The organism is Alteromonas sp. 76-1 (assembly GCF_900654235.1).
Classification (GTDB): Bacteria; Pseudomonadota; Gammaproteobacteria; order Enterobacterales; family Alteromonadaceae; genus Alteromonas; species Alteromonas naphthalenivorans.
Map to the genome: position 1 here is coordinate 285,457 of NZ_LR136958.1, position 22,700 is coordinate 308,156.

General features: G+C 44.0%; 16 protein-coding genes. 14 read left to right on the forward strand and 2 right to left on the reverse strand.

Going from position 1 to position 22,700, the window contains the following annotated elements; translation table 11 throughout:
* Window positions 1-51: 51 nt before the first annotated feature.
* Window positions 52-2,886 (reverse strand): excinuclease ABC subunit UvrA, encoded by a 2,835-nt coding sequence (gene uvrA / locus ALT761_RS01180; RefSeq protein ID WP_129735765.1) that lies wholly within the window; start codon window positions 2,884-2,886, stop codon window positions 52-54.
* A 211-nt stretch (window positions 2,887-3,097) separates the two neighbouring features.
* Between uvrA and ALT761_RS01185 the strand changes: the two genes are divergently transcribed.
* From ALT761_RS01185 to ALT761_RS01195, 3 genes are read left to right on the forward strand one after another with little or no spacing between them, the layout of a single operon-like run.
* Entirely contained in the window at window positions 3,098-4,438 is a 1,341-nt protein-coding gene (locus tag ALT761_RS01185) for an MFS transporter (protein WP_129735766.1), read from the forward strand.
* A 54-nt stretch (window positions 4,439-4,492) separates the two neighbouring features.
* The gene (locus ALT761_RS01190; RefSeq protein WP_126872643.1) at window positions 4,493-5,086 is read left to right on the forward strand and encodes an HAD family hydrolase; all 594 of its coding nucleotides are present in this window, start codon (window positions 4,493-4,495) and stop codon (window positions 5,084-5,086) included.
* Window positions 5,087-5,115: 29 nt separating this feature from the next.
* Complete coding sequence (locus tag ALT761_RS01195; protein WP_129735767.1) at window positions 5,116-5,976, forward strand: alpha/beta hydrolase; 861 nt, start codon at window positions 5,116-5,118, stop codon at window positions 5,974-5,976.
* 371 nt (window positions 5,977-6,347) lie between these two features.
* On the opposite strand, the gene ALT761_RS01200 is transcribed toward ALT761_RS01195, so the two are convergent.
* A complete protein-coding gene (locus ALT761_RS01200; RefSeq protein ID WP_129735768.1) occupies window positions 6,348-7,349 on the reverse strand; it encodes a LacI family DNA-binding transcriptional regulator in 1,002 nt (333 codons plus the stop codon).
* Window positions 7,350-7,633: 284 nt separating this feature from the next.
* Between ALT761_RS01200 and ALT761_RS01205 the strand changes: the two genes are divergently transcribed.
* The 11 genes from ALT761_RS01205 (at window position 7,634) to ALT761_RS01255 (ending at window position 22,678) form a co-directional block, all read left to right on the forward strand.
* On the forward strand, window positions 7,634-8,650 hold the full coding sequence (locus tag ALT761_RS01205; protein WP_129735769.1) for an aldose epimerase family protein: 1,017 nt from the start codon (window positions 7,634-7,636) through the stop codon (window positions 8,648-8,650).
* A 201-nt stretch (window positions 8,651-8,851) separates the two neighbouring features.
* Window positions 8,852-9,907, forward strand: coding sequence for a UDP-glucose--hexose-1-phosphate uridylyltransferase (locus tag ALT761_RS01210; RefSeq protein WP_129735771.1), 1,056 nt, complete (start codon window positions 8,852-8,854; stop codon window positions 9,905-9,907).
* On the forward strand, window positions 9,900-11,039 hold the full coding sequence (galK, locus tag ALT761_RS01215) for a galactokinase (RefSeq protein WP_129735773.1): 1,140 nt from the start codon (window positions 9,900-9,902) through the stop codon (window positions 11,037-11,039). The genes ALT761_RS01210 and galK overlap by 8 nt, the downstream gene beginning before the upstream one ends.
* A 271-nt stretch (window positions 11,040-11,310) precedes the next feature.
* Window positions 11,311-12,873 (forward strand): sodium/sugar symporter, encoded by a 1,563-nt coding sequence (locus ALT761_RS01220; protein ID WP_129735775.1) that lies wholly within the window; start codon window positions 11,311-11,313, stop codon window positions 12,871-12,873.
* A 282-nt stretch (window positions 12,874-13,155) separates the two neighbouring features.
* A complete protein-coding gene (locus ALT761_RS01225) occupies window positions 13,156-13,743 on the forward strand; it encodes a single-stranded DNA-binding protein (protein ID WP_129735777.1) in 588 nt (195 codons plus the stop codon).
* A 256-nt stretch (window positions 13,744-13,999) separates the two neighbouring features.
* The gene (locus ALT761_RS01230; RefSeq protein WP_129735778.1) at window positions 14,000-16,192 is read left to right on the forward strand and encodes a DUF3857 domain-containing protein; all 2,193 of its coding nucleotides are present in this window, start codon (window positions 14,000-14,002) and stop codon (window positions 16,190-16,192) included.
* Between the two features lie 18 nt (window positions 16,193-16,210).
* A complete protein-coding gene (locus tag ALT761_RS01235; RefSeq protein WP_129735780.1) occupies window positions 16,211-17,554 on the forward strand; it encodes a tetratricopeptide repeat protein in 1,344 nt (447 codons plus the stop codon).
* 123 nt (window positions 17,555-17,677) lie between these two features.
* A complete protein-coding gene (locus ALT761_RS01240) occupies window positions 17,678-18,595 on the forward strand; it encodes a dihydrodipicolinate synthase family protein (RefSeq protein WP_129735782.1) in 918 nt (305 codons plus the stop codon).
* A gap of 7 nt (window positions 18,596-18,602) precedes the next feature.
* Window positions 18,603-19,901, forward strand: coding sequence for an MFS transporter (locus ALT761_RS01245; RefSeq protein WP_172602833.1), 1,299 nt, complete (start codon window positions 18,603-18,605; stop codon window positions 19,899-19,901).
* Between the two features lie 161 nt (window positions 19,902-20,062).
* The gene (locus ALT761_RS01250; RefSeq protein ID WP_129735785.1) at window positions 20,063-21,340 is read left to right on the forward strand and encodes an alpha/beta hydrolase family protein; all 1,278 of its coding nucleotides are present in this window, start codon (window positions 20,063-20,065) and stop codon (window positions 21,338-21,340) included.
* 222 nt (window positions 21,341-21,562) lie between these two features.
* Window positions 21,563-22,678, forward strand: a complete 1,116-nt coding sequence (locus tag ALT761_RS01255; RefSeq protein ID WP_129735786.1) for a tetratricopeptide repeat protein — start codon at window positions 21,563-21,565, stop codon at window positions 22,676-22,678.
* Window positions 22,679-22,700 lie beyond the last annotated feature (22 nt).

The window sequence follows — 22,700 nt, forward strand, 5'->3', positions numbered from 1 at the left end:
GCCGAGGCGCGTTTTTTTGTTTTTGATACTAAGCCATTAATGCTCTAAAGCTTAGGCTTGTGCTTCCAGCATTGGCTTTAAGAAGCGGCCAGTATGAGACACTGTAGATTCAGCTACCACTTCTGGCGTACCTTCAGCAATAATTTGACCACCACCTGAGCCACCTTCAGGGCCTAAGTCGATGATCCAGTCGGCAGTTTTGACCACATCAAGGTTGTGCTCAATAACCACCACTGTATTGCCATGGTCACGGAGTCTGTGCAGTACGGCGAGTAACTGTTTAATATCGTGGAAGTGAAGCCCAGTAGTGGGTTCATCCAAAATATACAGCGTTTGGCCGGTATCGCGTTTAGATAATTCTTTGGCTAACTTAACTCGCTGTGCTTCACCGCCAGATAACGTCGTGGCTGCTTGCCCTAAACGAATATAGGCCAAGCCTACTTCTTTCAGCGTTTGCAATTTACGGGCAATGGCAGGAATGGGGTCGAAGAAATCTCGAGCATCTTCTACCGTCATTTCTAGCACTTCGTGAATGTTTTTGTCTTTGTATTTTACTTCCAAAGTTTCACGGTTGTAGCGCTTGCCCTGGCACACGTCACACGGCACGTACACATCAGGCAAAAAGTGCATTTCTACTTTAATTACACCGTCGCCCTGACACGCTTCACAGCGACCCCCTTTCACGTTAAAGCTAAAGCGACCTGGCTTGTACCCCCGAGAGCGAGCCTCCTGCGTTCCGGCGAATATTTCACGAATAGGCGTGAAAATTCCAGCGTAAGTTGCAGGGTTAGAACGGGGCGTTCTACCAATAGGGCTTTGGTCAATATCGACCACTTTATCGAGCTGATCTAACCCCGTCATTGAGGTATAAGGCGCAGGCTCTGAAGTGGTGGCCTTGTTTAATTCGCAGTGGGCGATTTTATAAAAAGTATCGTTAATCAGGGTAGATTTACCCGAACCAGAAACCCCTGTTACGCAGGTCATTACACCCATAGGCACTCTCAAGTCTACCGACTTCAAGTTATTGCCAGTGGCCCCTTTTAATTCCAACCATTTATCATCTTTAATGGGGGTGCGAACTTCAGGGATAACTATTTTTTCACGACCAGATAGGTATTTACCAGTAAGTGAGTCTTCACTTGCTAGAATGTCTTCAAGCTGACCTTCGGCAATAATCTCGCCGCCATGTACACCGGCGCCAGGGCCAATATCCACAATATAATCGGCTTCACGAATGGCGTCTTCGTCGTGCTCTACCACTAATACGGTGTTACCTAAATCACGCAAGTGTCTTAGGGTTTTCAATAAGCGTTCGTTATCTCGTTGGTGAAGCCCAATCGAGGGTTCATCAAGAACATACATTACGCCAACTAGCCCAGCACCAATTTGGCTAGCAAGGCGAATACGCTGTGCTTCACCGCCTGACAAAGTATCGGCGCTGCGTGAAAGTGATAAATAGTTCAAGCCAACGTTAACCAAAAAGCGTAAACGATCGAGAATTTCTTTTAGAATTTTCTCTGCAATTTGCGCTTTCTGGCCTGTTAGCGATAAATTTTCGAAAAAGTCGTATGCATCGGCAATTGATTTATCAGCAATGGTGGGCAGTGTCGTGTCTTCAATAAAGACATTACGGGCTTCTACACGCAGACGTGTGCCATTACAGCTGCTGCAGTGCTGTTGGCTTAAGTATTTAGCCAGCTCTTCACGCACCGCGTTAGACTCAGTTTCCCGATAGCGGCGCTCCATATTCGGAATAATGCCTTCAAACGGATGCTTACGCTCCATCACATCGCCGCGTTCGTTAATGTATTTAAACGCTAACGACTTACCTTTAGAGCCATACAACACAATGTCTTTGTGCTTTTCGTCTAACTCGCCAAAGGGGCCAGTAAGGTCGAATTCATAATGGTCGGCAACCGATTGCAGCATCTGGAAATAGTAATAGCTGCGTTTGTCCCAACCACGAACCGCGCCGCCTGCAAGGCTTAACTCGTCGTTACCCACCACACGTGTTGGGTCGAAAAACTGTCTTGTGCCTAAACCATCACAGGTTGGGCACGCCCCAGCAGGGTTGTTGAACGAGAACAATCTAGGCTCTAATTCACTAATACTGTAACCACAGTGCGGGCAAGCGAAGTTAGCTGAAAATACAATTTCTTCAGCATCGCTGTTGTCCATGTCGGCTACAAGCGCATTCCCGCCAGCCAACGCTAATGCGGTTTCAAACGATTCTGATAAGCGCAGCGCTAGGTCGTCACGCACTTTAAAGCGGTCTACTACCACTTCGATAGTATGCTTTTTGTGTAAGTCTAATGGCGGTGGATCGGACAGGTCACATACATCGCCATCTATTCGCGCACGAATAAAACCTTGGGCAGACAAATTCTGCAGGGTTTTTAAATGTTCACCTTTACGTTCTTTCACGATAGGCGCCAGCAGCATTAATTTGCTGCCTTCTGGCATTGCCAGCACCTTATCTACCATTTGGCTCACGGTTTGTGCATCTAGCGGCACATCGTGGTCAGGGCATCGTGGCGTGCCAACACGGGCGAACATTAAACGAAGGTAATCGTAAATCTCAGTAATAGTCCCCACGGTTGAACGTGGGTTATGTGACGTTGACTTTTGCTCAATGGATATAGCCGGTGACAAACCCTCTATATGATCAACATCAGGTTTTTCCATCATAGATAAAAACTGACGAGCATACGCAGACAACGATTCAACGTAACGACGTTGACCTTCTGCGTATAGGGTGTCGAATGCTAAAGACGATTTACCTGAGCCTGAAAGCCCAGTTATCACTACCAGCTTGTCTCGTGGCAGTGTTAAATCGATATTTTTCAAATTGTGGGTGCGGGCACCGCGTATCTCGATTTTATCCATTGAAGCCTAAGTGCGAAAAAAAGAATCAGTATGCCATAGTCGTCAAGCAAATTGATATTGCATTGCATGATCAAGTTATACTGATTGGCTATCAATGAGATCAACTTAAGATTACATTAATCGATTATTGTGAACGTGGGCAGCTTATCAATATATGCTACACTTCGCGCCCACACTATCTGTCAGACTGATTTAGAGGAACGGTACAGCTTTGAACGCTTTGGAATTGCGCGCCTCGCTAGCGCTAGCATCGGTTTATGTATTACGCATGCTGGGATTATTTATGGTGATGCCGGTATTAGCCGTCGCTGCTATGGATTATTCAGACTACTCACCTTTAATGGTGGGGTTAGCGGTGGGTGGATACGGTTTAACACAGGCTGCTTTGCAAATTCCAATGGGGATGATGTCTGACAAATGGGGGCGCAAGCCGGTCATTTTGTTCGGCTTGGCTGTATTTGCGTTCGGGAGTTTCGTGGCGGCCAACGCCGACACTATGGCATGGCTTATTGTAGGTCGAATATTACAAGGAGCAGGCGCCATCGCCGGTGCCATTATGGCATTAGCCACTGACGTTAGCCGTGAAAGCCAAAGGGCAAAAGTACTGGCTGTTATCGGCATTGCTATTGGTTTTTCTTTTTACATGGCTGTGTTGTTAGGGCCATTAATTGCTAACAATTGGGGCTTGGCGGGTATTTTCGCTATTACCGGTGTGTTAGCTATTGTTTGTATGCCTCTGGTGCAATGGGTTGTGCCTAATGGCGAAATACTCAGTAGCGGCGATACGCTACCGCAAAAGGGTCAACTTAAACGCTTAGTGTTCTCTTCACAGCTTTGGCGCTTGAACGTCAGTGTGCTTATTTTGCACATGCTTATCACTTTGTTATTTGTACAACTGCCCTTAACGTTACTGCATTTCGACATGGCCCTTGATACCCATTGGACCGTGTATTTACCGGTATTAGGTATTTCCGTGGTGGGACTAGTCATAATGATGGGGATGGCCCGAGGGCGTACGCCGAAATCCTTTCTATTTTTCGCCGTGGTGCTGATGGGCAGCGCGTTTGCAGCCCTTGCCATGAAAGACCATAGCTGGTGGGTAACTACGGCAGCTGTTGTACTGTTTTTCACTGGTTTTAACTATTTAGAAGCCAACTTTCCCTCTCTTGTTTCGAGTATTGCGCCAGCAGGTCAAAAAGGCACTGCCATGGGAATTTATGCTAGTTTCCAGTTCTTCGGCGCATTCTTAGGCGGAATGTTGTCTGGCTTTGTGACCGATATTTGGACGCCTGATATTGCTTATATGGTTGGGGCGTTAAGCACATTGGTTTGGCTGTATATTATTTGGGGGCTAAAGGAAGTAAGCCGCGTTAAGCGTGTCATGATGAACGGTAGCTTTACTGAACATCAGCAAGACGCGTTAGAGAAAAATATTTCTTTGGTTCCAGGTGTTTTAGAGGTGACTTTAAATAGTCAAAATGGCACGGTATATTTAAAAGTAAATCGAGATTTCGATGCTACCCAAGCTAGAGCGGTAATTGATAGCGCTTAGTAGAAAACACATTGGCTTTCATTGCCTAGAATAACGAACGTAAGGAGTGCGACCGTGATAGATTTATCGTCTTTTAAAGGCATTATATTTGATATGGATGGCACCCTAGTCGATTCAATGGGTAGGCATATCAATGCGTGGCAAGTGACTTGTGAAGTATTCGGCTACCCTTTTGATGCCGATTACATCCACAGTTTAGGCGGCGTACCAACACTCGAGACCGTCGAGATGTTGAATGCTAAATACAATATACAAAACGATGTCGAAGAAGTGGCAGGTTTTAAAAAGCGTGCCTCAGAAAAGTTACCTGATATCCCTATGTTAATTCCAGATACCCTCGCCGTATTTAATCATTACATTAAAAGTCATCCAATTTCTGTGGGCACCGGCTCTGACAGACAACATGCTGAGTGGTTATTAAGCCATCATAATATTATTGATCAATTGAAAGTATTGGTCACCGCCGATGATGTCAAAAACGGCAAACCCCACCCAGAAACCTTCCTAATGGCTGCAGAAGCAATGCATGTTGCGCCAGAAGATTGTGTAGTATTTGAAGATACTGAAATGGGTCAACGGGCAGCGCTAGATGCAGGGATGACATGTGTTATGGTAAAAGACGGTAAGATAGTAAATTCATTGGTATAACCAAACACGTAGCCAACAAGGATTGTGATATGACATTTTCAAAAATATTCACTGTGGCTGTTATGTCATTAGGCTTGGTCGCCTGCGCGATTAATGTAACCCCAAGCGCTTTTTTTCATCAAGACAGCCAAATAAAACCACTGACTACCACAAAGCTACATGCCGCCATCGAGCAAGACCAAACTTCGGCTGGGATTACTCGCGTAGAAATTGATAATGATCAAGGCCTCACCTTAAGGGGGGTAGCGGTGTCGTATGCTGAGCCTGTAGTGAATATTGTTTTTTACGCCGATAACCGTATGCCGGTGAGTGAAAACAACAGCGTATTGCATCGCTTAGGCAAGATTCCAGCGAATATTCTTTGGATGGATTATCAAGGTGTGGGTGCCAGTGATAAATCTGAAAAGCTTAGCATTAATGCAATTAAAGCCGACGCATTGACCGTATTCGATTACGCCGAGGGTATTTTCGATAAGTCACTACCCACTATTGTGCATGGCCGAGGCGTAGGCAGTTATTTTGCAAGCTATGTGGCGGCCAACAAACCTATTGGCGGGCTAGTGCTCGATGGGGCGTTTAACGACATATCCGATCTTATTGCCAATATGGTGCCTGGGTTTTCTAATTCACTAACCAGCATGAAACTTCACCCTGAAGTACACTTAATGCAAATAGCGCCTATTTTGCGACATTACGAAGGCCCACTTTGGTTATTGGTAGGCGAGAAAGACGTCATCACACCATTTGAAATCAGCAAGCAATTATTGGCGACCGCCGCTAGTGATGCAAAGTACATTAGTGTGGTACCGGGTGCTACCCATAACGCCACGCTGAAACACGACTTCGCGATAGAAGAATATCAAAGGTTCATCAGCCATATAAGCCCGTAAAATCAAGGTTTATCCCATTTTCAAGCCTGTGGATAAAGTGTGGATCAAGTTGTTGGTAACTCCCTAAGCTTATAAATTTAAAATAAGATCATGATCGACCTAGACTAACTGGTCAGATCACGTTAGCTCAATTAAATCAAGGGCTGTAGCAAGTTTATTTTAGATCGGTTGATAAGTAGATCTTTAGCGGCATCAGGATCGTTAGTAGTAGGGGATTGGGGATAAAAATTTTCGCTAACAGATCAAGCTCAGTAAGTTGTCAAGATCTATCATCCATGAAATTTTCTAACAGATAGCGACTTACCTTCATAATTTTTTCCTATTTATAAAGGTAAGTACCAAACCACTTGCCAAAGTAAGAAAATAGCGGGCTAGACCCTTACAACCGAGTCACGTTTAACGATAGTGGGCGTGTATTTAAAGGTTAGGCCTTCTTCAGGTTTTGCCCCTGCAGCGTATTTCAGTGCAAGTTCTGCCGCTTTTGCTGCCATCATTTCTATGGGGTAACGTAAGGTTGTCAATTTAGGGCGACAATATTTAGCTAACAACACATCATCATACCCCATCACCGACACTTGCTCGGGTACGGCAATACCATGGTCTTGTAACATGGTCATTGCTCCAGAGGCCATAGCATCGTTATAGGCAAGCACCGCAGTAAATTCAGCACCAGTAGCGAGTAAGTTCTGCATAGCTAATTCGCCGCCCTCTTGATCTGGGGTCGCATACTCAATCATGCTTTCAGGTAAGGTAAGCTTAGCGGCTTCGGTAGCGTTTACGATGCCTTCTAAACGGTGATTCGGATCATCGATACGGTATTGGCTGCTAATGACGGCCAATTTCTTATGCCCTTGGCTAATTGCATGTTCAGCCATCAAGCGCCCACCGGTTACGTTATCTAACCAAACGCAACGATTAGCAATTTCAGGAATGTAGCGGTTGATTAATACAAAGCCCGGTACTTGCTTAGCAAAGTCGATAAGGGTTTTATCATCCAATGCTTTGCTGTGAACCACCATGGCTTCAACGCGGTGTTCCAGCAAAATTTCGATGGCACGCAATTCGGTTTCTTTTTCTATCGAGCCCGCACTTAATAGAATTTGAACGTTATTCTTACGAGTAACCGTTTCAACGCCATGAGCCAGCATAGCGAAGAATGGGTCGTGGAGTTCAGCTAATACTACGCCTAGCGACGCACTGCGCTTAGTCACCAAAGCTCTGGCATTCGCATTGGGCCTATAACCCATTTCTTCCATGATAAGTTTTACCCGTTGACGGGTATCTTTGCCAACTTTAGGGCCGTTATTTATAACGCGTGAAACGGTTGCAAGCGATACACCTGCAGCCTGGGCAATGTCTTTAATCGTAGCCATACAGAAAAATTAGCAATTATTATTAGGTTATAGAAGTGAAGACACGCAGTTTAGGTAGGCCAGTAAGCAATTTTGCTACTTAATTTAGCCATATTGGCTGCAACTATCCTCTGTTATGGCGTACAGCGTACAGTATATTTACAAAAAAACATAAAAATGTTCTATCAAATAGCACTATAAACAAAATAAGAAAACGTATACCCTTCTTGCTGTTGAGGTCGTGCCAGCCTGCTAATTAAAAAATGGTAATCTTCATTTCTTGCAAAAAAGGTTAATGCATTGTTATGAAAGTTGAAGCGTCTGATTTTGGTGTCGTTGATGGTGAGAATGTCACCCTTTACACGTTAAGTAATTCACAGGGTATGCAGGCAAAAATTTTGAATTATGGCGGCATAATTCACGAATTAAATGTGCCAGATGACCAAGGTAAGCTTCATGCTTGCGTGCAGTCTTATTCAACGATAGATGGCTACGTGGACGATCCCAGCTATAGAAATGCCATAGTGGGGCGCTTTGCCAACCGTATTGGGCATGGAACGTTCACATTAGAAGGTACGGAGTATCATCTAGATAAAAATGGCGGTGAACATAACTTGCACGGCGGCATTCCTGGTTTCCATAAAAAGCTGTGGAAGGCTAAAGCAGAAACGCATGCAGACAGTGCTTCGTTGTCTTTAAGCTTAAGTAGCCCCGATGGCGAGGGAGGTTTTCCTGGCAACGTAAACGTTGAGGCTATTTATACCCTAGATGATGCTAATACGTTATCGTTGTCATTAAATGCTACCACAGACAAAGCGACCCCTTTCAGTCTCACCCAACATGCTTATTTTACGTTAAGTAAAGATAAGACAGTGGGAAGCACCTTCGTGCAAATTGACGCAAAGAAAGTTACTGATGCAGACAATACCCTGTTGCCAACAGGCAGCCTTGTAGAAGTAGCAGATACGCCGTTCGACTTTAGCGTACTTACGCGGGTGAACGAGAACAGCGCGAAATCACATGATTTGTATAATCTAGTGGGTGGATACGATCATAACTTCGTATTAAATGAATCGGTTGCTGGAAAACCTCAGGCTCAAGTTTTTGCTGAAGATACACACCTGCAAATGGATTTATATACCGACTTACCGGGTATTCAGTTTTACACTGGAAGACTACAAACTGACAGTCAGCTTGGCGCATTATGTTTAGAGCCTCAGCACTTCCCCGATGCACCGAATAAGCCACAGTTTCCTGATTGCATTATTTATCCCGATAAACCTTTTACCGCTGAAATTCGGTATCAATTTAAGCTGATTTAAACGAATAGATAGTAAACTTCAATTGTTAATTTATTTAACAATGTATTATCTTTATTCGATAATTGATAATCGCGAGCCCTTAATATATCATTGAGGGTAAACGTTTAACCTTTTGGTTTGATTACACCCATTCACACAAAGTTTGTTTGGTGACGGTGTGGCAAAATTGCAACGAAAGCCAAATAAATAGTGAGAGAAATTATGGGAAAGCCCTTCGACCCAACTGACGACCCACATCGCCGTTATAACCCACTACTAGGTGAATGGGTTTTAGTGTCGCCACATCGCGCTAAGCGCCCTTGGCAAGGACAATCTGAAGAGCCTTCGAACGAGCAAAAGCCTGTCTACGATCCCACTTGCTACTTATGCCCAGGAAATACGCGGGTAAACGGTGAAGTGAACCCAAGCTACACGGGCACATTCGTTTTTGAAAATGACTTTGCCGCATTGAAAAAAGATACTCAACAAGCCAGTGAAAAAAGTGGGTTGTTCCAGTTTGAAACCGAGCAAGGTTGTAGCCGTGTTATCTGCTTCTCTCCTGATCACAGCAAAACGTTGCCGGAACTTACCGACGATGAACGTGCCGATGTGGTGAGTTGTTGGAAAGCACAAACCAAAGAGCTGGGTGAAGAGTTTACCTGGGTTCAGGTGTTTGAAAATAAAGGCGCTGCAATGGGGTGTTCAAACCCGCATCCTCACGGTCAAGTTTGGGCGCAGCAGCATTTACCTTCAGACCCAGCTAAAAAGCTGGTTCAACTAGGTCAATACTATGCAGAAAACCAACGCCCTATGTTGCTCGATTACGCCGAACAAGAAGTGGAAAAGCAAGAGCGAGTAGTTTGTCAAAACGATGACTGGGTTGTAGTAGTACCGTACTGGGCAGCTTGGCCATTTGAAACCTTATTGCTTCCGCGCTTTAACGTGCAGTCATTAGATAAAATAACCGATGCGCAATCTTACTCGTTGGCGCAAATTATTGGTGATGTTACCAGTCGCTACGACAATTTATTTGAAACGTCATTCCCTTATTCAATGGGCTGGCATAGTGCGCCGTTCGATAACGAAGCGCACCCAGAATGGACTGTACACGCCCATTTCTTCCCGCCACTTCTACGCTCAGCAAGTGTACGTAAATTTATGGTTGGCTACGAAATGATGGCGGAAGCTCAGCGCGATCTTACGCCCGAGCAAGCTGCAGACCGATTAAAAGCACTGCCTGTAGTGCATTATAAGAAACGCGAGAACACCAATGGATAATCAGTTACTGTCATCAGAATTTACACGTTGTTTCGGCACAGAACCTACACTTATTGCCCACGCGCCGGGTCGAGTGAACCTAATCGGTGAACATACCGACTACAACGAAGGATTTGTGTTTCCAGCCGCCATTAACTTTGGTACTTGGGTAGCTGCGTCCAAACGTGAAGACAACGATATTGTTGTGTCTGCGCTTGATTATGAAAACCAACAAAACCAGTTTTCACTTAACGATATTCAGTATGACGATAATCAAGGCTGGGCGAATTATGTGCGTGGCGTGGTTAAAGTGCTTAAAGATGCCTTACCTGATTTTGCTGGTGCTAATCTTGTCGTTACGGGCAACGTTCCACAAGGCGCAGGCTTAAGTTCGTCAGCGTCTTTTGAAATTGCCATTTTGAAAGCCCTTAGCGCGCTCTATGCATTACCTTTAGATGGCGTTCAAGCGGCCTTGCTTGGTCAAAAAGCTGAAAACACCTTTGTAGGTTGTTCATGCGGCATTATGGATCAACTGGTATCGGCCATGGGGCACGAAGGCAATGCAATGCTACTTGATTGCCAATCGCTGGCAATTGAACATTCTCCGCTGCCTTCATCACATCAAATTGTGATTATCAACTCAAATGTAAAACGTGGTTTGGTAGACAGCGAATACAACTTACGCCGTGAACAGTGTGAGCAAGGTGCGTCGTTGTTAAGCGTTCCTTCGTTACGTGAAGCAACGATAGAAATGCTGGAAACCGCTAAGCCTCATATGCCTGAAGTGGTATATCGCCGTGCTCGTCATATTATTACCGAAAATGCCCGAACATTAAGTGCAAGTGAAGCATTGAAGGTAGGTGATATCACTACGGTGAGCGAGGCGATGGCAGAGTCGCATGTTTCTATGCGCGATGACTTTGAAATTACCGTACCGCCCATTGACTACCTTGTAGAAATTATTGGTGAAGTACTAGGTAAAACCGGTGGTGTTCGTATGACTGGCGGTGGCTTTGGCGGCTGCGTTGTGGCGTTAGTCCCCACCGATTCGGTAGATGCGGTTAAGCAAGTGGTTGCTGATAAGTACTTTGACGAGACTGGCTACAAAGCCGATATATATGTATGCACTGCTACTCAAGGAGCATTTGCTTAATCATTATATGTAATACACAAGATTCCCGTTAACAATTACTTGTGCCCCTTGCGTTGTTTTGAATTTCAAAACAACGCTTTTTTTTGCCTTAAATTTACAATTCTTGTTCATCTACGTTAATAGAATGTGATATTAATGATGCGCTTTTTGGCAAAGTCATAAAGAAAGTCATGGTGTGGGCTTTAACTTTAATAATAATACCAATAGCCTTCATCGACCCTGCATCGAAAAATTCACACCGCAAAATTAAAAATAATCGTTGGGAAAAACTATGAAATTAGCATCGTTAGATATCACAGTATTTGTGATCTATGTGGTGGCGCTTATCGGCATCGCATGGTGGGTATCAAGGGAAAAGCAGGGGCACGAAAAAGATACGAACGACTACTTCCTAGCCGGCTCTAGCTTGCCTTGGTGGGCAATAGGTGCGTCGCTTATTGCAGCAAATATATCGGCAGAACAAATTATTGGTATGTCAGGTTCTGGCTATCAGCTAGGTTTAGCCATCGCGTCTTATGAGTGGATGGCAGCCATCACACTTATTATTGTAGGAAAATACTTTTTACCTATTTTCTTAAAGCACAAAATATATACCATGCCGCAGTTCTTAGAGCAGCGTTACGACCATCGAGTGCGTAAAGTCATGGCAGTATTTTGGTTAGGGGTTTACGTATTTGTAAACTTAACCGCGGTATTGTGGTTAGGCGCTTTAGCCATTAACACCATTGCTGGTGTGGACATGGTGTATGGCATGATATTCCTAGGTGCGTTCTCGCTGGCTTACTCGTTATACGGTGGGCTAAAAGCCGTGGCACTCACCGATATTATACAAGTGGTGCTGTTAATATTCGGCGGCCTGTTTTTGTCTTACACCGCGCTTAATTTAATCAGTGGTGGTAATGGCCCCATTCAAGGCTTTATCGACCTTAGCGACCAGCTGCCTGAAAAATTCGATATGATTTTATCGAAAGACAATCCGCATTATATGGACTTGCCGGGCATTTCCGTACTCATTGGTGGTATGTGGATAATGAACCTGTCGTACTGGGGCTTTAACCAATACATTATTCAGCGCACATTGGCGGCGAAAAGCCTACAAGAAGCCCAAAAAGGGATTGCGTTTGCGGCATTCCTTAAACTGTTAATGCCATTGATTGTGGTGTTACCAGGCATTGCGGCAGTGTTATTAGTGCCGGAGCTTTCAAAGCCTGATCAAGCCTACCCATCACTAATGAGCATGATGCCAGTAGGGTTGAAAGGGGTTATTTTTGCCGCGTTAGTAGCAGCCATTGTGTCGTCGTTAGCTTCGATGACCAACAGTGTATCGACTATTTTTACGATGGATTTATACAAAGACAAACGGCCAAATGAAAGCCAACATCACTATGTAAAAGTAGGCCGTATAGTGAGCTTTGTATCACTAATTATTGCCATGATTACCGCAAAACCATTGTTGGGTAATTTCGACCAAGCCTTTCAATATATACAAGAATTTACGGGCTTCTTTACGCCAGGTATTTGTGCCTTGTTTGTATTGGGTATGTTCTGGAAGAAGACCACAGCAACCGGTGGACTGTGTGCGGCATTAGGTTCCTTTGTGCTTAGTATTGTCTTCCGTCAATTCTGGCCTGAACTGCCGTTTATCGACCGCGTTGGAATTGTGTTCTTACTTTGTGTGTCTGTGGCTATTATCGTGTCACTTGCCGAGAAAAAAGGTGTACATGAAAATGCGGTAGATTTAGATGAGGTCGAATTCGCTACAACGAAAGGGTTTAATATTGCCGCGTTCGCCGTAGTGTGTTTGCTTATCGCCTTCTACGGCGCTTGGTGGTAAAGCGCTGCTGATAATAAAGAGCCGCTGGAGTTAGAAAGTAATTGGTAATGGTTTGGGCGCTTAAGCTATCAAGCGCCCGATAAAACCATGCGAAAGTTCAGCCGACAAGCGATGAATATTTTGATAGCGTTCAAATTTGAAAGCACACGGGAGAGAAAAAACTTAATTTCTCCCGTTCAAAATAAGATATACTAATCGGCTAATATCGATGAAACTTTCGCACTTGTTGTTGTCACAAAGTGATAGAGCAGCAAGGCACTAAATACGTTACAGGAGACACCAATGGCAACGAAAGGCGTTAACAAGGTCATACTTGTGGGAAATCTAGGTAATGATCCTGAAGTACGATACATGCCTAACGGTAACGCCGTTGCGAACCTAAGCTTGGCTACCAGCGAAAGCTGGAAAGATCCGCAAGGCCAAATGCAGGAACGCACTGAGTGGCACCGCCTTACTATGTACCGTCGCTTAGCAGAAATTGCCGGAGAATACCTGAAAAAGGGTTCTCAAATTTACGTTGAAGGTAAATTGCAAACGCGTAAGTGGCAAGATCAGTCAGGCCAAGACCGTTACACTACAGAAATCATTGTAGACCAAATGCAAATGCTTGGTGGTCGCGGTGGTGAAGGTGGCGGTGGTAATGCGGGTGGCGGTTATCAACGCCCTCAGAATAACCAGCAAGGTGGATACCAGCAACAAGGTGGCCAGAATCAAGGTGGTTATCAGCAGCAAGGCGGTCAAAATCAAGGTGGTCAAAACCAAGGCGGTTACCAACAACAAGCGCCTAATCAAGGCGGTGGTCAGTCACAGCCTAAGCAGCCTCCAATGGCTGAGCCAGACTTTGACTTTGATGACGACATTCCGTTTTAAATTCTGATAAAGCTTTTTTGTAAATCAAAAATAGATACTAAGCCCTTATTATAAGGGCTTTTTTTTGTTCTAAATTAATCGATTAGTAGCTAATTAGCTCGTTGTGAAGCGCGATATTTATCAGACAAATTTAAAGGGGCACTGATATAAGAAATCTCTTATCGACAATTAACGCAAGATACGGCAGCATAACTTAAAAAATAAACAGTTGAACGCACGCGTTTGGTTGGAATTTGTATCAACAAGGAAGAATGGGATGGCAATATATATCCGAGTGTTCGTTATCTTTTTGAGCTTCTTATCGATAACTAACGCAAGTGCAGAAACGACGAGTATAGGTCCCGATGCCGAGACCTTATTAGCACTCAAAACAGACGCTACAGAATATGCAGACAGCGGGGCGGTAATACTCAGTCGCAGAACCGAAATTACGGTCGACGAGCAACGTTTAGAGTCCACCAAATATTACCGTGCTATCTATATTGCAAGCGAAGAGGCGGTATCTGACTATTCAAAATTAGTTAACTCGTTCAATGCTTATTATCACACTAGCAGTATCGATTTTGCTCGGGTAATTGCTGCCGACGGTCAAATTTTCAATATGCAAGATGATGCTATCTCTGAAGTGTCAGCTAATAATGACGATTACCTTGATGATATGAAGCGTATTGAGTTCGCTGTACCTCAGTTAAAAGTCGGTAATATTATCGAATACCAAATTAACGAAATGCAGACGAAAGCGATTATAGATGGTGAATGGTTCACAGGCATTCGCTTTAATCACGTAAAATTTTTACCGCAAAAAAACTGGGTGAGAATCGATCCTATTCTGTCCTCGTTAACCACACTCACTATTCCAAACGCCGTTGATTTATATATCGAAAATCGAAACACGGATTTGTCTCCGCTTGTGACAAAAAGTGAAAGTACAACGCAATACGTGTGGAAAATGGATAAGCTAGAAGGCATAGAAATTGAGTCTGGCATGCCGCCTATCGATGAAACCCTACCTCTCGTTTACGTCTCTACGATGAACAATTGGAAAACAGTAGATGATTGGTACTGGGACTTATTCAAGCCAAGCTTGATGCCAGCAGATAATGTTACCGCGTTAGCGAATGAACTGTTTAGTGAGCAGGACACCCAGACCGATAAAGTAAAAGCGGTGTTTGATTACATGCAAAAAAATGTTCGTTATATAGGTGCACATGTTAATCGTGGGGGCTATCAGCCTCATACTGCGCAAGAAGTGCTGCAGAACGCCTATGGTGACTGTAAAGACCAAACAACTCTTATTGTGGCGCTACTCAACGAAGCCGGTATAAAAGCATCACCAGCACTCGTAAATACCTACAATGGAAGTGTTGTATTTGACGATTTACCAGCACTTAACTTTAACCATATGATCACTTACGTTACCACGGATGAAGGTAGTTATTGGCTAGATACCAGTGGCCAAACGGGCACTTTCCCGGGCTTAAGTGCCATGCTTGGGGGCAAACGTACATTTGTGGTAACCGGCAGCGCGGGTGAACTAGTAAAGGTTCCCCATGTTCAACCTGAAGAGAATGTGGCAAAAGTGGCGGTTGATTATTCGCTGAATGATTCTGCATTAGACGCATCAGTGAAGATGAGTTTTGACGGTCAGGTAGAAACGAACCTTCGTAATTATTATCAATTTTCGCCAGAAAAGCGCGCTGTAGTAGAGCAACTTCTGTCGCCATTTGTTCACGATAATCGAGTAACGTCGTTTACCGCAACGGATCCCGCAGACTCGGCTACACCTTTTGAAATAGAGGGAGATTTTGTAGATTTACTCTCTATTACTGAAGACATTTCTCGTTTTCATTACAGCATGAATTATGCGCAAATTTTAAAAGTCTTTACCGGTTTTTCCATCATGGAACCTGTATCTGAGCGCGACCAAGACCTTTATATACAAATACCCATTACGGTGGAACTTTCTATTACCTATCCAGCTCCATGGCCGGATGCTGAGCTAGTGCAAAATGGCCCTGCCAGCAATTATCAAAACCAATTTTTTGAAATAACACATACTGCGCAGCCTAGTGATAACGAAGTAATAAGTACCTCAAAATTCGTACTGTATGCGCAAACCATACCGGTTGAAGAATACGCAGCCTTTTTTAATGCTATTGATGCCTTTCAAAAAGGCAGCGAGAGTATGTTCGTATACGACAAGGTCATGGCAACATCACCGCAAAGCCACGAAGCGTTATCTATAGAAGAGCAAATAGCGCACTCGCGCGCCCTGCTTGATAGTGGACACTTTGACGAGGCGTTAGAATACGTAAGCGAACTTGCTAATAACAATAAAGACAATGGAGAAGTGCAGTATTTATTGGGTATTGTGCATGGTTTCAATGGTAAAGACGCGCTGTCTGAAGCGGCGTTTGAGCGTGCTGAGTCTCTTGGCTACCAGTATTAGTACATAAAGGATTATTAGATGATGTTTTACCGAATTGTACTACTTGCTTGTGTGATATTACTGAGCGGCTGCGAATCTACTTCAACCCAGAATGCAAATGCCTCGCCTGAACTCGTCGGTTTAGAGCAACAGGTTGAGCGTTACCCAAATGATTCTCAGGCATTGCGTAATTTGATTGAGTACCAGTTAAAAGCGTTTGACCGAGAGCCAGATTATGACTTATTGAATAAGCTGCAAAGTAATTTGCAACAAGGCATAAAACAAGCGCCTAACGATCGCTATTTTGCTTTTCACTACTATCGATTGAATTTGCAATTGGCATTTGTAGAGCAAGAGTACGACGAACAAAAGTGGCAAGCGTTTTATACACAGCACCCGTTTTTAAGTACATTAGACATTGCGCCGCCGGTGTATGTTTCATACTTACTCGAGCAACCCCAAGATGAAAAAATGTTAGCGGCGTTAAAGCAAACGGTTCGTGACAATCCATTTTTTATGAATGGGGCTTTAGAGTTAGCTTATTATTATTATGATCAGGAACAGCTCGAATTAGCCATTTACATTGTTGAGGCGGCGCGAAAGCGAGATGATAGTAATCCTGATGCAAAGTCGGACTGGGTGCTTTATCAAACGGAATACGCACTTAATAATATGTGTGATACGGGCACTTATAAACCATTAGACGATATCATTACCGAAAGCCGTCTTCTGACGCAGTCTTTTCCTAATGATCCATTTCATTTTAATTTACTCGCGGAATTATTCCGTATTAGCAATAAAACCACGTTGGCCGTCTATACCGCACAAAAAGCGGCTAAATTAGATCCTAGCTATCAGAGTTATTTAAATGAAATGTATTTATGGGATACCAAAATCGATAAAGTCATCGACTATGAGATAACAGATGTTGATAGCAAAGCAGAGATTTTACTTACCCAAATTTACGCAAATATTGCGGCGGGAAATTGGGATAAAGTAGGCAATCTTGCTAGTCGTTATAGTCAAGCTGATGAGGCTCGAATCTATGGGGTAATATATGGTGCGTATGGCTATAGAATGCAGGGTAATAGCCAAGAAAGTCGTGAGCTATTAAACTTTGCCTCTGAGCAACTCGAATTGGACGATTGGCAAAAAGGGATGCTTAACTTTGCCAAAGGTAATATGGATGAAACTCAACTCATGGCACTGGCAAATGATCGTTGCGAACAGTCTGAAGCCTTATTCATTGCAGCCTTAAATCACATAGAAAACGACAACGAAGCGCTTGCAGACACTTACTGGCAGCGCATTTACGACCTTGATATACGAACGTTTTTTGAATTTGCAGTAGCAAAAAATAAAATCAAAGCAGCAAATAAATAATAGTACTCGACTCGTACCAAAGTAATGGGGCACCCGCAAGGTTTGCCCCTTACAGCCTCTTTTTATTAAAGAAATGGTTAGTCTTTTAAATACATCGTCTTGCCTTTCGCATTAGGAGCCTTCATGTTCACTGGATTGTGTGCTTTTCCTCTTACGCCCTTTCATAATGAAAAAATTGATTATCGCGCTTTTGAAAAACTTATTGGTAACCTTAAGCAGGCTAATGTTGAGTCAATTTGTGCAATGGGATCGACAGGTTTGTATCCCTATTTATCGAAAGATGAACTAGCTAAGGTAACAGAAACGTCAGTAGAAATAGCTGGCGACACGCCGGTAATGGTAGGCATTGGCTCACTGCGTACTTATGATGTATTAAAAAATGCAGAGGCAGCGCAAAGAGCAGGGGCGAGAGCCTTATTACTCGCGCCGGTCTCTTATCATCCACTACACGAAGCCGAAGTGCTTGCCTTATACGAGAAGGTTACCGCTGAAATCTCAGTACCCTTATGCATTTACGAGAACCCCGGGGTGACCCAGTTTAGTTTCAGCGACACGCTATATAGCCAAGTTACCCAGCTTCCCAATGTAGGCGCGATTAAGATTCCCGGAATGCCTTTTGCCGATACTGATGCAGATGGCAATGGCAATGCGGCTGGGAAAGCACGACTTTCGAGCCTACGAAATGTAGTACCAGATCATGTCGCCATTGGTGTGAGTGGTGATAAATTTGGCGCGTTAGGAATGCAGGCGGGATGTGATTTATGGTTATCTGTGCTTGGGGGTTTATTCCCTAATACGGTGAAAACCATGATTGCATCAAGTCAATCAACATCGTCGCAAGCAGCAATAGCAGAATCTGAACGCTTAACGCCGTTATGGGATTTATTCGCCCGCAATAAGGGCGGTATGCGCGTAATGGCCACCGCAGCGGCAATACTGGGTTACACAGAAGCAAACTGTTTACCTCATCCGCTACAGCCCCTTCAGGCCGAAGATAAACAAAAACTCGAAGCGATTTTAACGCAACTATCATTGGATTAAGTTATACGTGATCCCGTCTGATTCTGACGCTAACGCAAATGCCAGCGCCAAGAGCAGCCCTGAGCCAATAAGCAGCCTTGAGCGAATAAGCAGCCCTGAGCTAAAGAGCAGCCCGGAACCTAGAGTATTGAATAAAGAACGTTTTTCACCATTACTCAAATATGTTGTAGCCGCCATTATCGCGCGCACCGCAACAGGTGGCGCTATTGTGGCCATCGTATTGCTTGCTAGAAACCTTGAGCTTGATGGAAAAGCGGCAGGCATTTTAGCGGCATGCTTAACACTGCCTCATTTGTTAGGGCCGGTATACGGGCGTTGGTTAGATGGCGTTTCGCAGCCTAAATACCTTATTAGCGGGGCGGCGTTGAGTTATACCTGCTTTTTTCTTTTGGCTATATTCAGTTTTGAAAGGCATTTGGCTTGGTTGTTGGCGTTTTCGTTGTTGCTAAGTGGTGTTTGCAGTTCGTTTATTATGGGGGGACTAGGCACCCAGTTACCAAGTTTAGTTAGCGCAAGCAATACATCTCTTAGAAAAGCGCAAAGCTGGGACACCATTACCTATGGGGTAGGGCACACATTGGGCCCATTTATTGTTGCTTCGTTGTCGGCGCTATTCTCGACGAAGGTGGCTGTCAGTGTGCTTGTGTTCACACCTCTGTTAGCCGGCATACTCATTTTAAGCTTCCCTAAAAAGCATGCACTACCAAAGACTCACGCCTCGTTAGAGATAGGGTTTAAAAGCGTGTTTTATGCGTTTAAAAACTCGAGCGCATTGATACGCACCATGGTGATGACATCGGGAGCAGCATTTAGTATTGCAGCCTTACCCGTGTTAGCAGTATATCTTAGTGAATATTGGCTGCATGCAGAGCATCATGGCGCTTATCTGGTCACAGCATACGGGATAGGAAATTTAAGTGGTGCGCTATTGCTCATTTTTAGGCCATTATCGAAAGAGCCCCTTACATTATTAAAACGGGCAGGAAGCTTTCTGTTGGTGGCGTTACTGGCCACAACTTTAAGCTCTTCTTTTGTTCTTGGAGCCGCGAGCTACTGGTTATGTGGTGTAGCCAATGCCATATTCTTTACTTCCAGCCTAGCGGCACGAACTGAGTTTGCCCCAGCGCATAGTGCGGCGCAAACGTACATGTGGGTTGCTGCTGCCAAAGTAGGCGCAGGTGCAATAGGCGCCTTAGTCGCTGGCACTTTATTGGTAAACGGTGTAACCGTTCCGTTGGTAACATCTTGCGCAACCCTCGCACTCATTCTTATTGCGTGTTTTGCTATATTCAGAGTGAAAAAATAACTTTTGGGTTATACGTTTACCTCATCCGTTATCAAAGGCGCAGTTTAAATTCACTAGTGTTATTTATTACAATTCATTTAATAAATGGGCTGTGCCTTGTATGTTTAGAGCATGGCGTTAATATATGCTATGCACAAAAATTAACAAAAAATTAGCGAATTATGAAAACGTTATCCCTTTTACGTACTGCAGCATTATTAGCAGCCACACCGGTATATTCAGCGCAGACGCTGTATCAAGATTTTCCTAGTGATATTACGCCTGAACTTAGTGAAAAAGGCGGCTATCAAGTGGGCGTTAAAACCTTAACTGTTAACTATCCAAAGCCCGTAGTTACCTTACAAGGGCAAGTTGTTGACCGAGCATTGAAACTGGAAGTTTGGTACCCCACCACTGACAATAGCGCGGCCACAACGTATGAAAATCAAACCCGTAGTGGTAACGAATTTAGTATTCAGGCTGATGCTATTCGCGATGCCAGTGTGGCAGAAACGCAAGGCAGTTACCCTGTTGTTGTGTTGTCACACGGCTATACGGGTTATCGCACAATAATGTATTACCTTGGTGAGCATTTAGCATCTCATGGTTATATTGTGGCTGGGATAGATCATACCGACTCTACTAACGAAGATGTCGATTTTGCCAATGCGCCCTTTGCTGGATTTCCTAGCACGCTATTAAACCGCTCACGAGATCAAGTGTTAACGTTGAATGCGGTAAGTGAGCATGCGTTATTTAAAGATGTTGTCGATACCCAAAACGCTGGGCTTATTGGTTATTCAATGGGCGGTTTTGGGGCGGTTAACACCGTTGGCGGTTGTTATAACTTTGGCGCTGAAGCTACTGCTAGCTTTACTGGCGTGACAGACCCTGCGGTTCTCAGTGCGCTACAGAAAGTACTTAACACCTGTGCCGGTGGTAATGCTGACGCTGACAGCGTAGATGTGCGCTGGAAAGCGGCGGTGGCATTAGCGCCTTGGGGCGGTCAACATAAAGTGTTTTCAGAAGATGCACTTAATAATATTCACGTTCCCATGCTATATGTCGCTGGTGATCATGATGATATTTCTGGTTACCAAGGTATTCAGTGGTTATTTGAAAATACAGGTAACGAAGACAGTAAACTGCTAACGTTCAAAAATGCCAGACACAATATTGCACCCCATCCCGCTCCTAAAGAAGCATTTGGAAACGAATTCGATATTGGCCACTACCTAGAACCAGCATGGCGTTCAGAAACCATGAATGACATAAACGAACACTTTGCGTTAGCTATGATGGAATGTCATGTGAAAGGAAAAGCTGATGTTTGTGCCTATTTAAATGTTGAGGGTGATAGTGGGCAAGTTGCCGTAGACGGCAAAGTGCCAGAAGTCTGGAAAGGCTTCGACAATCGCTATGCGTTAGGCTTAATAATGGAAGGAAAACCTAAGAAATAGGCGTAACCTTTACTATCTCCAATAATAAAGAAATACCGTAAAGGCCTAACCGTGTTAGGCCTTTTTTTGTTTCGCGCTGTGCTATACCCATACGTATACCCATACCATACCCTCAGGCCAAGGGGTCATTCTAGAAGACATGCTTTGTTACTTATTCAGTTAGGGAAGTCGTATTAAGCATGCTAATTTACTACCTCACGCTTATTTACTTAAGGCAAAGGAATGTTCCCCCAACGAAATCAAAACAAATTAACTTTTCTCCATTGTTTGTGTCTGCCAGCTATTGCTGCGTTTAAGGGGACAAATATAGCCGCTTTACTGTGTTTATCATTCTTTGTGTCATTAGCGAACGCCAGCGCATTACCTTCTGACGACGCATTAGACGCTATGTTTCAAGCGCAGGATTATGAAAGTATAGTGAAGGCACTTGAGCCCATACCATCAAAGACCCCGAAGCAATATAACGTGTTAATTTCGGCGTTAATGAATACAGATTTAGATGATGCTGAGGATATGGCGGCTCAATTTGTTGACGATCATAAAGACAATTACCGCGCTTACCATATGCAGGCTAACGTGATGGGCGCGCAAGCAATGGATAGTGTTTTTTCCGCCCTAGGTTATGCCAAAAAAGCCAAAGCGAGCCTACAAAAAGCGATTGAAGTGGCACCAGATGAAATTGAGGTTTATCAGGCGCTAATGCAATTTTACATAGTAGCGCCGTCTATCGCTGGTGGTGATATAGATGAAGCCAAAAAGCTTGCTGATAAAATTACGCAAATGGATGCACTAGAAGGCAAGTTTGCGACAGCAACAATTTACGCTGCAGACGATAAAGCTGCTCAAGCAAAAGCAATGTTAATTGAGCTTAGCGAACAGCCTGAATTTGAAACTCGTGCACGCTACGAGCTAGGTCAATTGCATATCAACGAAGAAGAATACGATGACGCGATAGCAGCGCTAACCCCTCTATTAAATACTAACGTAGTTAAAGCTCACAAAGCAGATGAACAAGCATGGGACATGTATTCTGAAAGTAAGTTTACCCAACTATATGGCACTTATCGTATAGGCTGGGTGGCAGTAGAAACCAGTCAATATACTAAGTCGGGAATTGATGCGCTTAACTATTACTTGGCTGAATTAGAGGCGACAGATATTGATACTAATCAGTTACCAAGTAAGAATTGGGCTAATTTACGTTTAGCTGAGCTGTTCCTAAATGCTGATGATGTTTCAATGGCATCTAGCACCCTTGCGAAAGTGACAAAAGACGGTGATAAGCGTTTGGCAAAAATAATGAAAAGCCTCAAAAAACAAATAAAAAAGCGAACCTAGTGGTTCGCTTTCTTTAAGCTTT

Excerpts from the sequence above, each read along its gene's own strand:
- ALT761_RS01220 (WP_129735775.1), top strand. The coding sequence starts at position 11,311 with ATGAAATTAGCATCGTTAGATATCACAGTATTTGTGATCTATGTGGTG.
- ALT761_RS01200 (WP_129735768.1), bottom strand. The coding sequence starts at position 7,349 with ATGGCTACGATTAAAGACATTGCCCAGGCTGCAGGTGTATCGCTTGCA.
- ALT761_RS01195 (WP_129735767.1), top strand. The coding sequence starts at position 5,116 with ATGACATTTTCAAAAATATTCACTGTGGCTGTTATGTCATTAGGCTTG.
- ALT761_RS01230 (WP_129735778.1), top strand. The coding sequence starts at position 14,000 with ATGGCAATATATATCCGAGTGTTCGTTATCTTTTTGAGCTTCTTATCG.
- ALT761_RS01255 (WP_129735786.1), top strand. The coding sequence starts at position 21,563 with ATGTTCCCCCAACGAAATCAAAACAAATTAACTTTTCTCCATTGTTTG.
- galK (WP_129735773.1), top strand. The coding sequence starts at position 9,900 with ATGGATAATCAGTTACTGTCATCAGAATTTACACGTTGTTTCGGCACA.
- ALT761_RS01210 (WP_129735771.1), top strand. The coding sequence starts at position 8,852 with ATGGGAAAGCCCTTCGACCCAACTGACGACCCACATCGCCGTTATAAC.
- ALT761_RS01225 (WP_129735777.1), top strand. The coding sequence starts at position 13,156 with ATGGCAACGAAAGGCGTTAACAAGGTCATACTTGTGGGAAATCTAGGT.
- uvrA (WP_129735765.1), bottom strand. The coding sequence starts at position 2,886 with ATGGATAAAATCGAGATACGCGGTGCCCGCACCCACAATTTGAAAAAT.
- ALT761_RS01205 (WP_129735769.1), top strand. The coding sequence starts at position 7,634 with ATGAAAGTTGAAGCGTCTGATTTTGGTGTCGTTGATGGTGAGAATGTC.
- ALT761_RS01235 (WP_129735780.1), top strand. The coding sequence starts at position 16,211 with ATGATGTTTTACCGAATTGTACTACTTGCTTGTGTGATATTACTGAGC.
- ALT761_RS01250 (WP_129735785.1), top strand. The coding sequence starts at position 20,063 with ATGAAAACGTTATCCCTTTTACGTACTGCAGCATTATTAGCAGCCACA.
- ALT761_RS01240 (WP_129735782.1), top strand. The coding sequence starts at position 17,678 with ATGTTCACTGGATTGTGTGCTTTTCCTCTTACGCCCTTTCATAATGAA.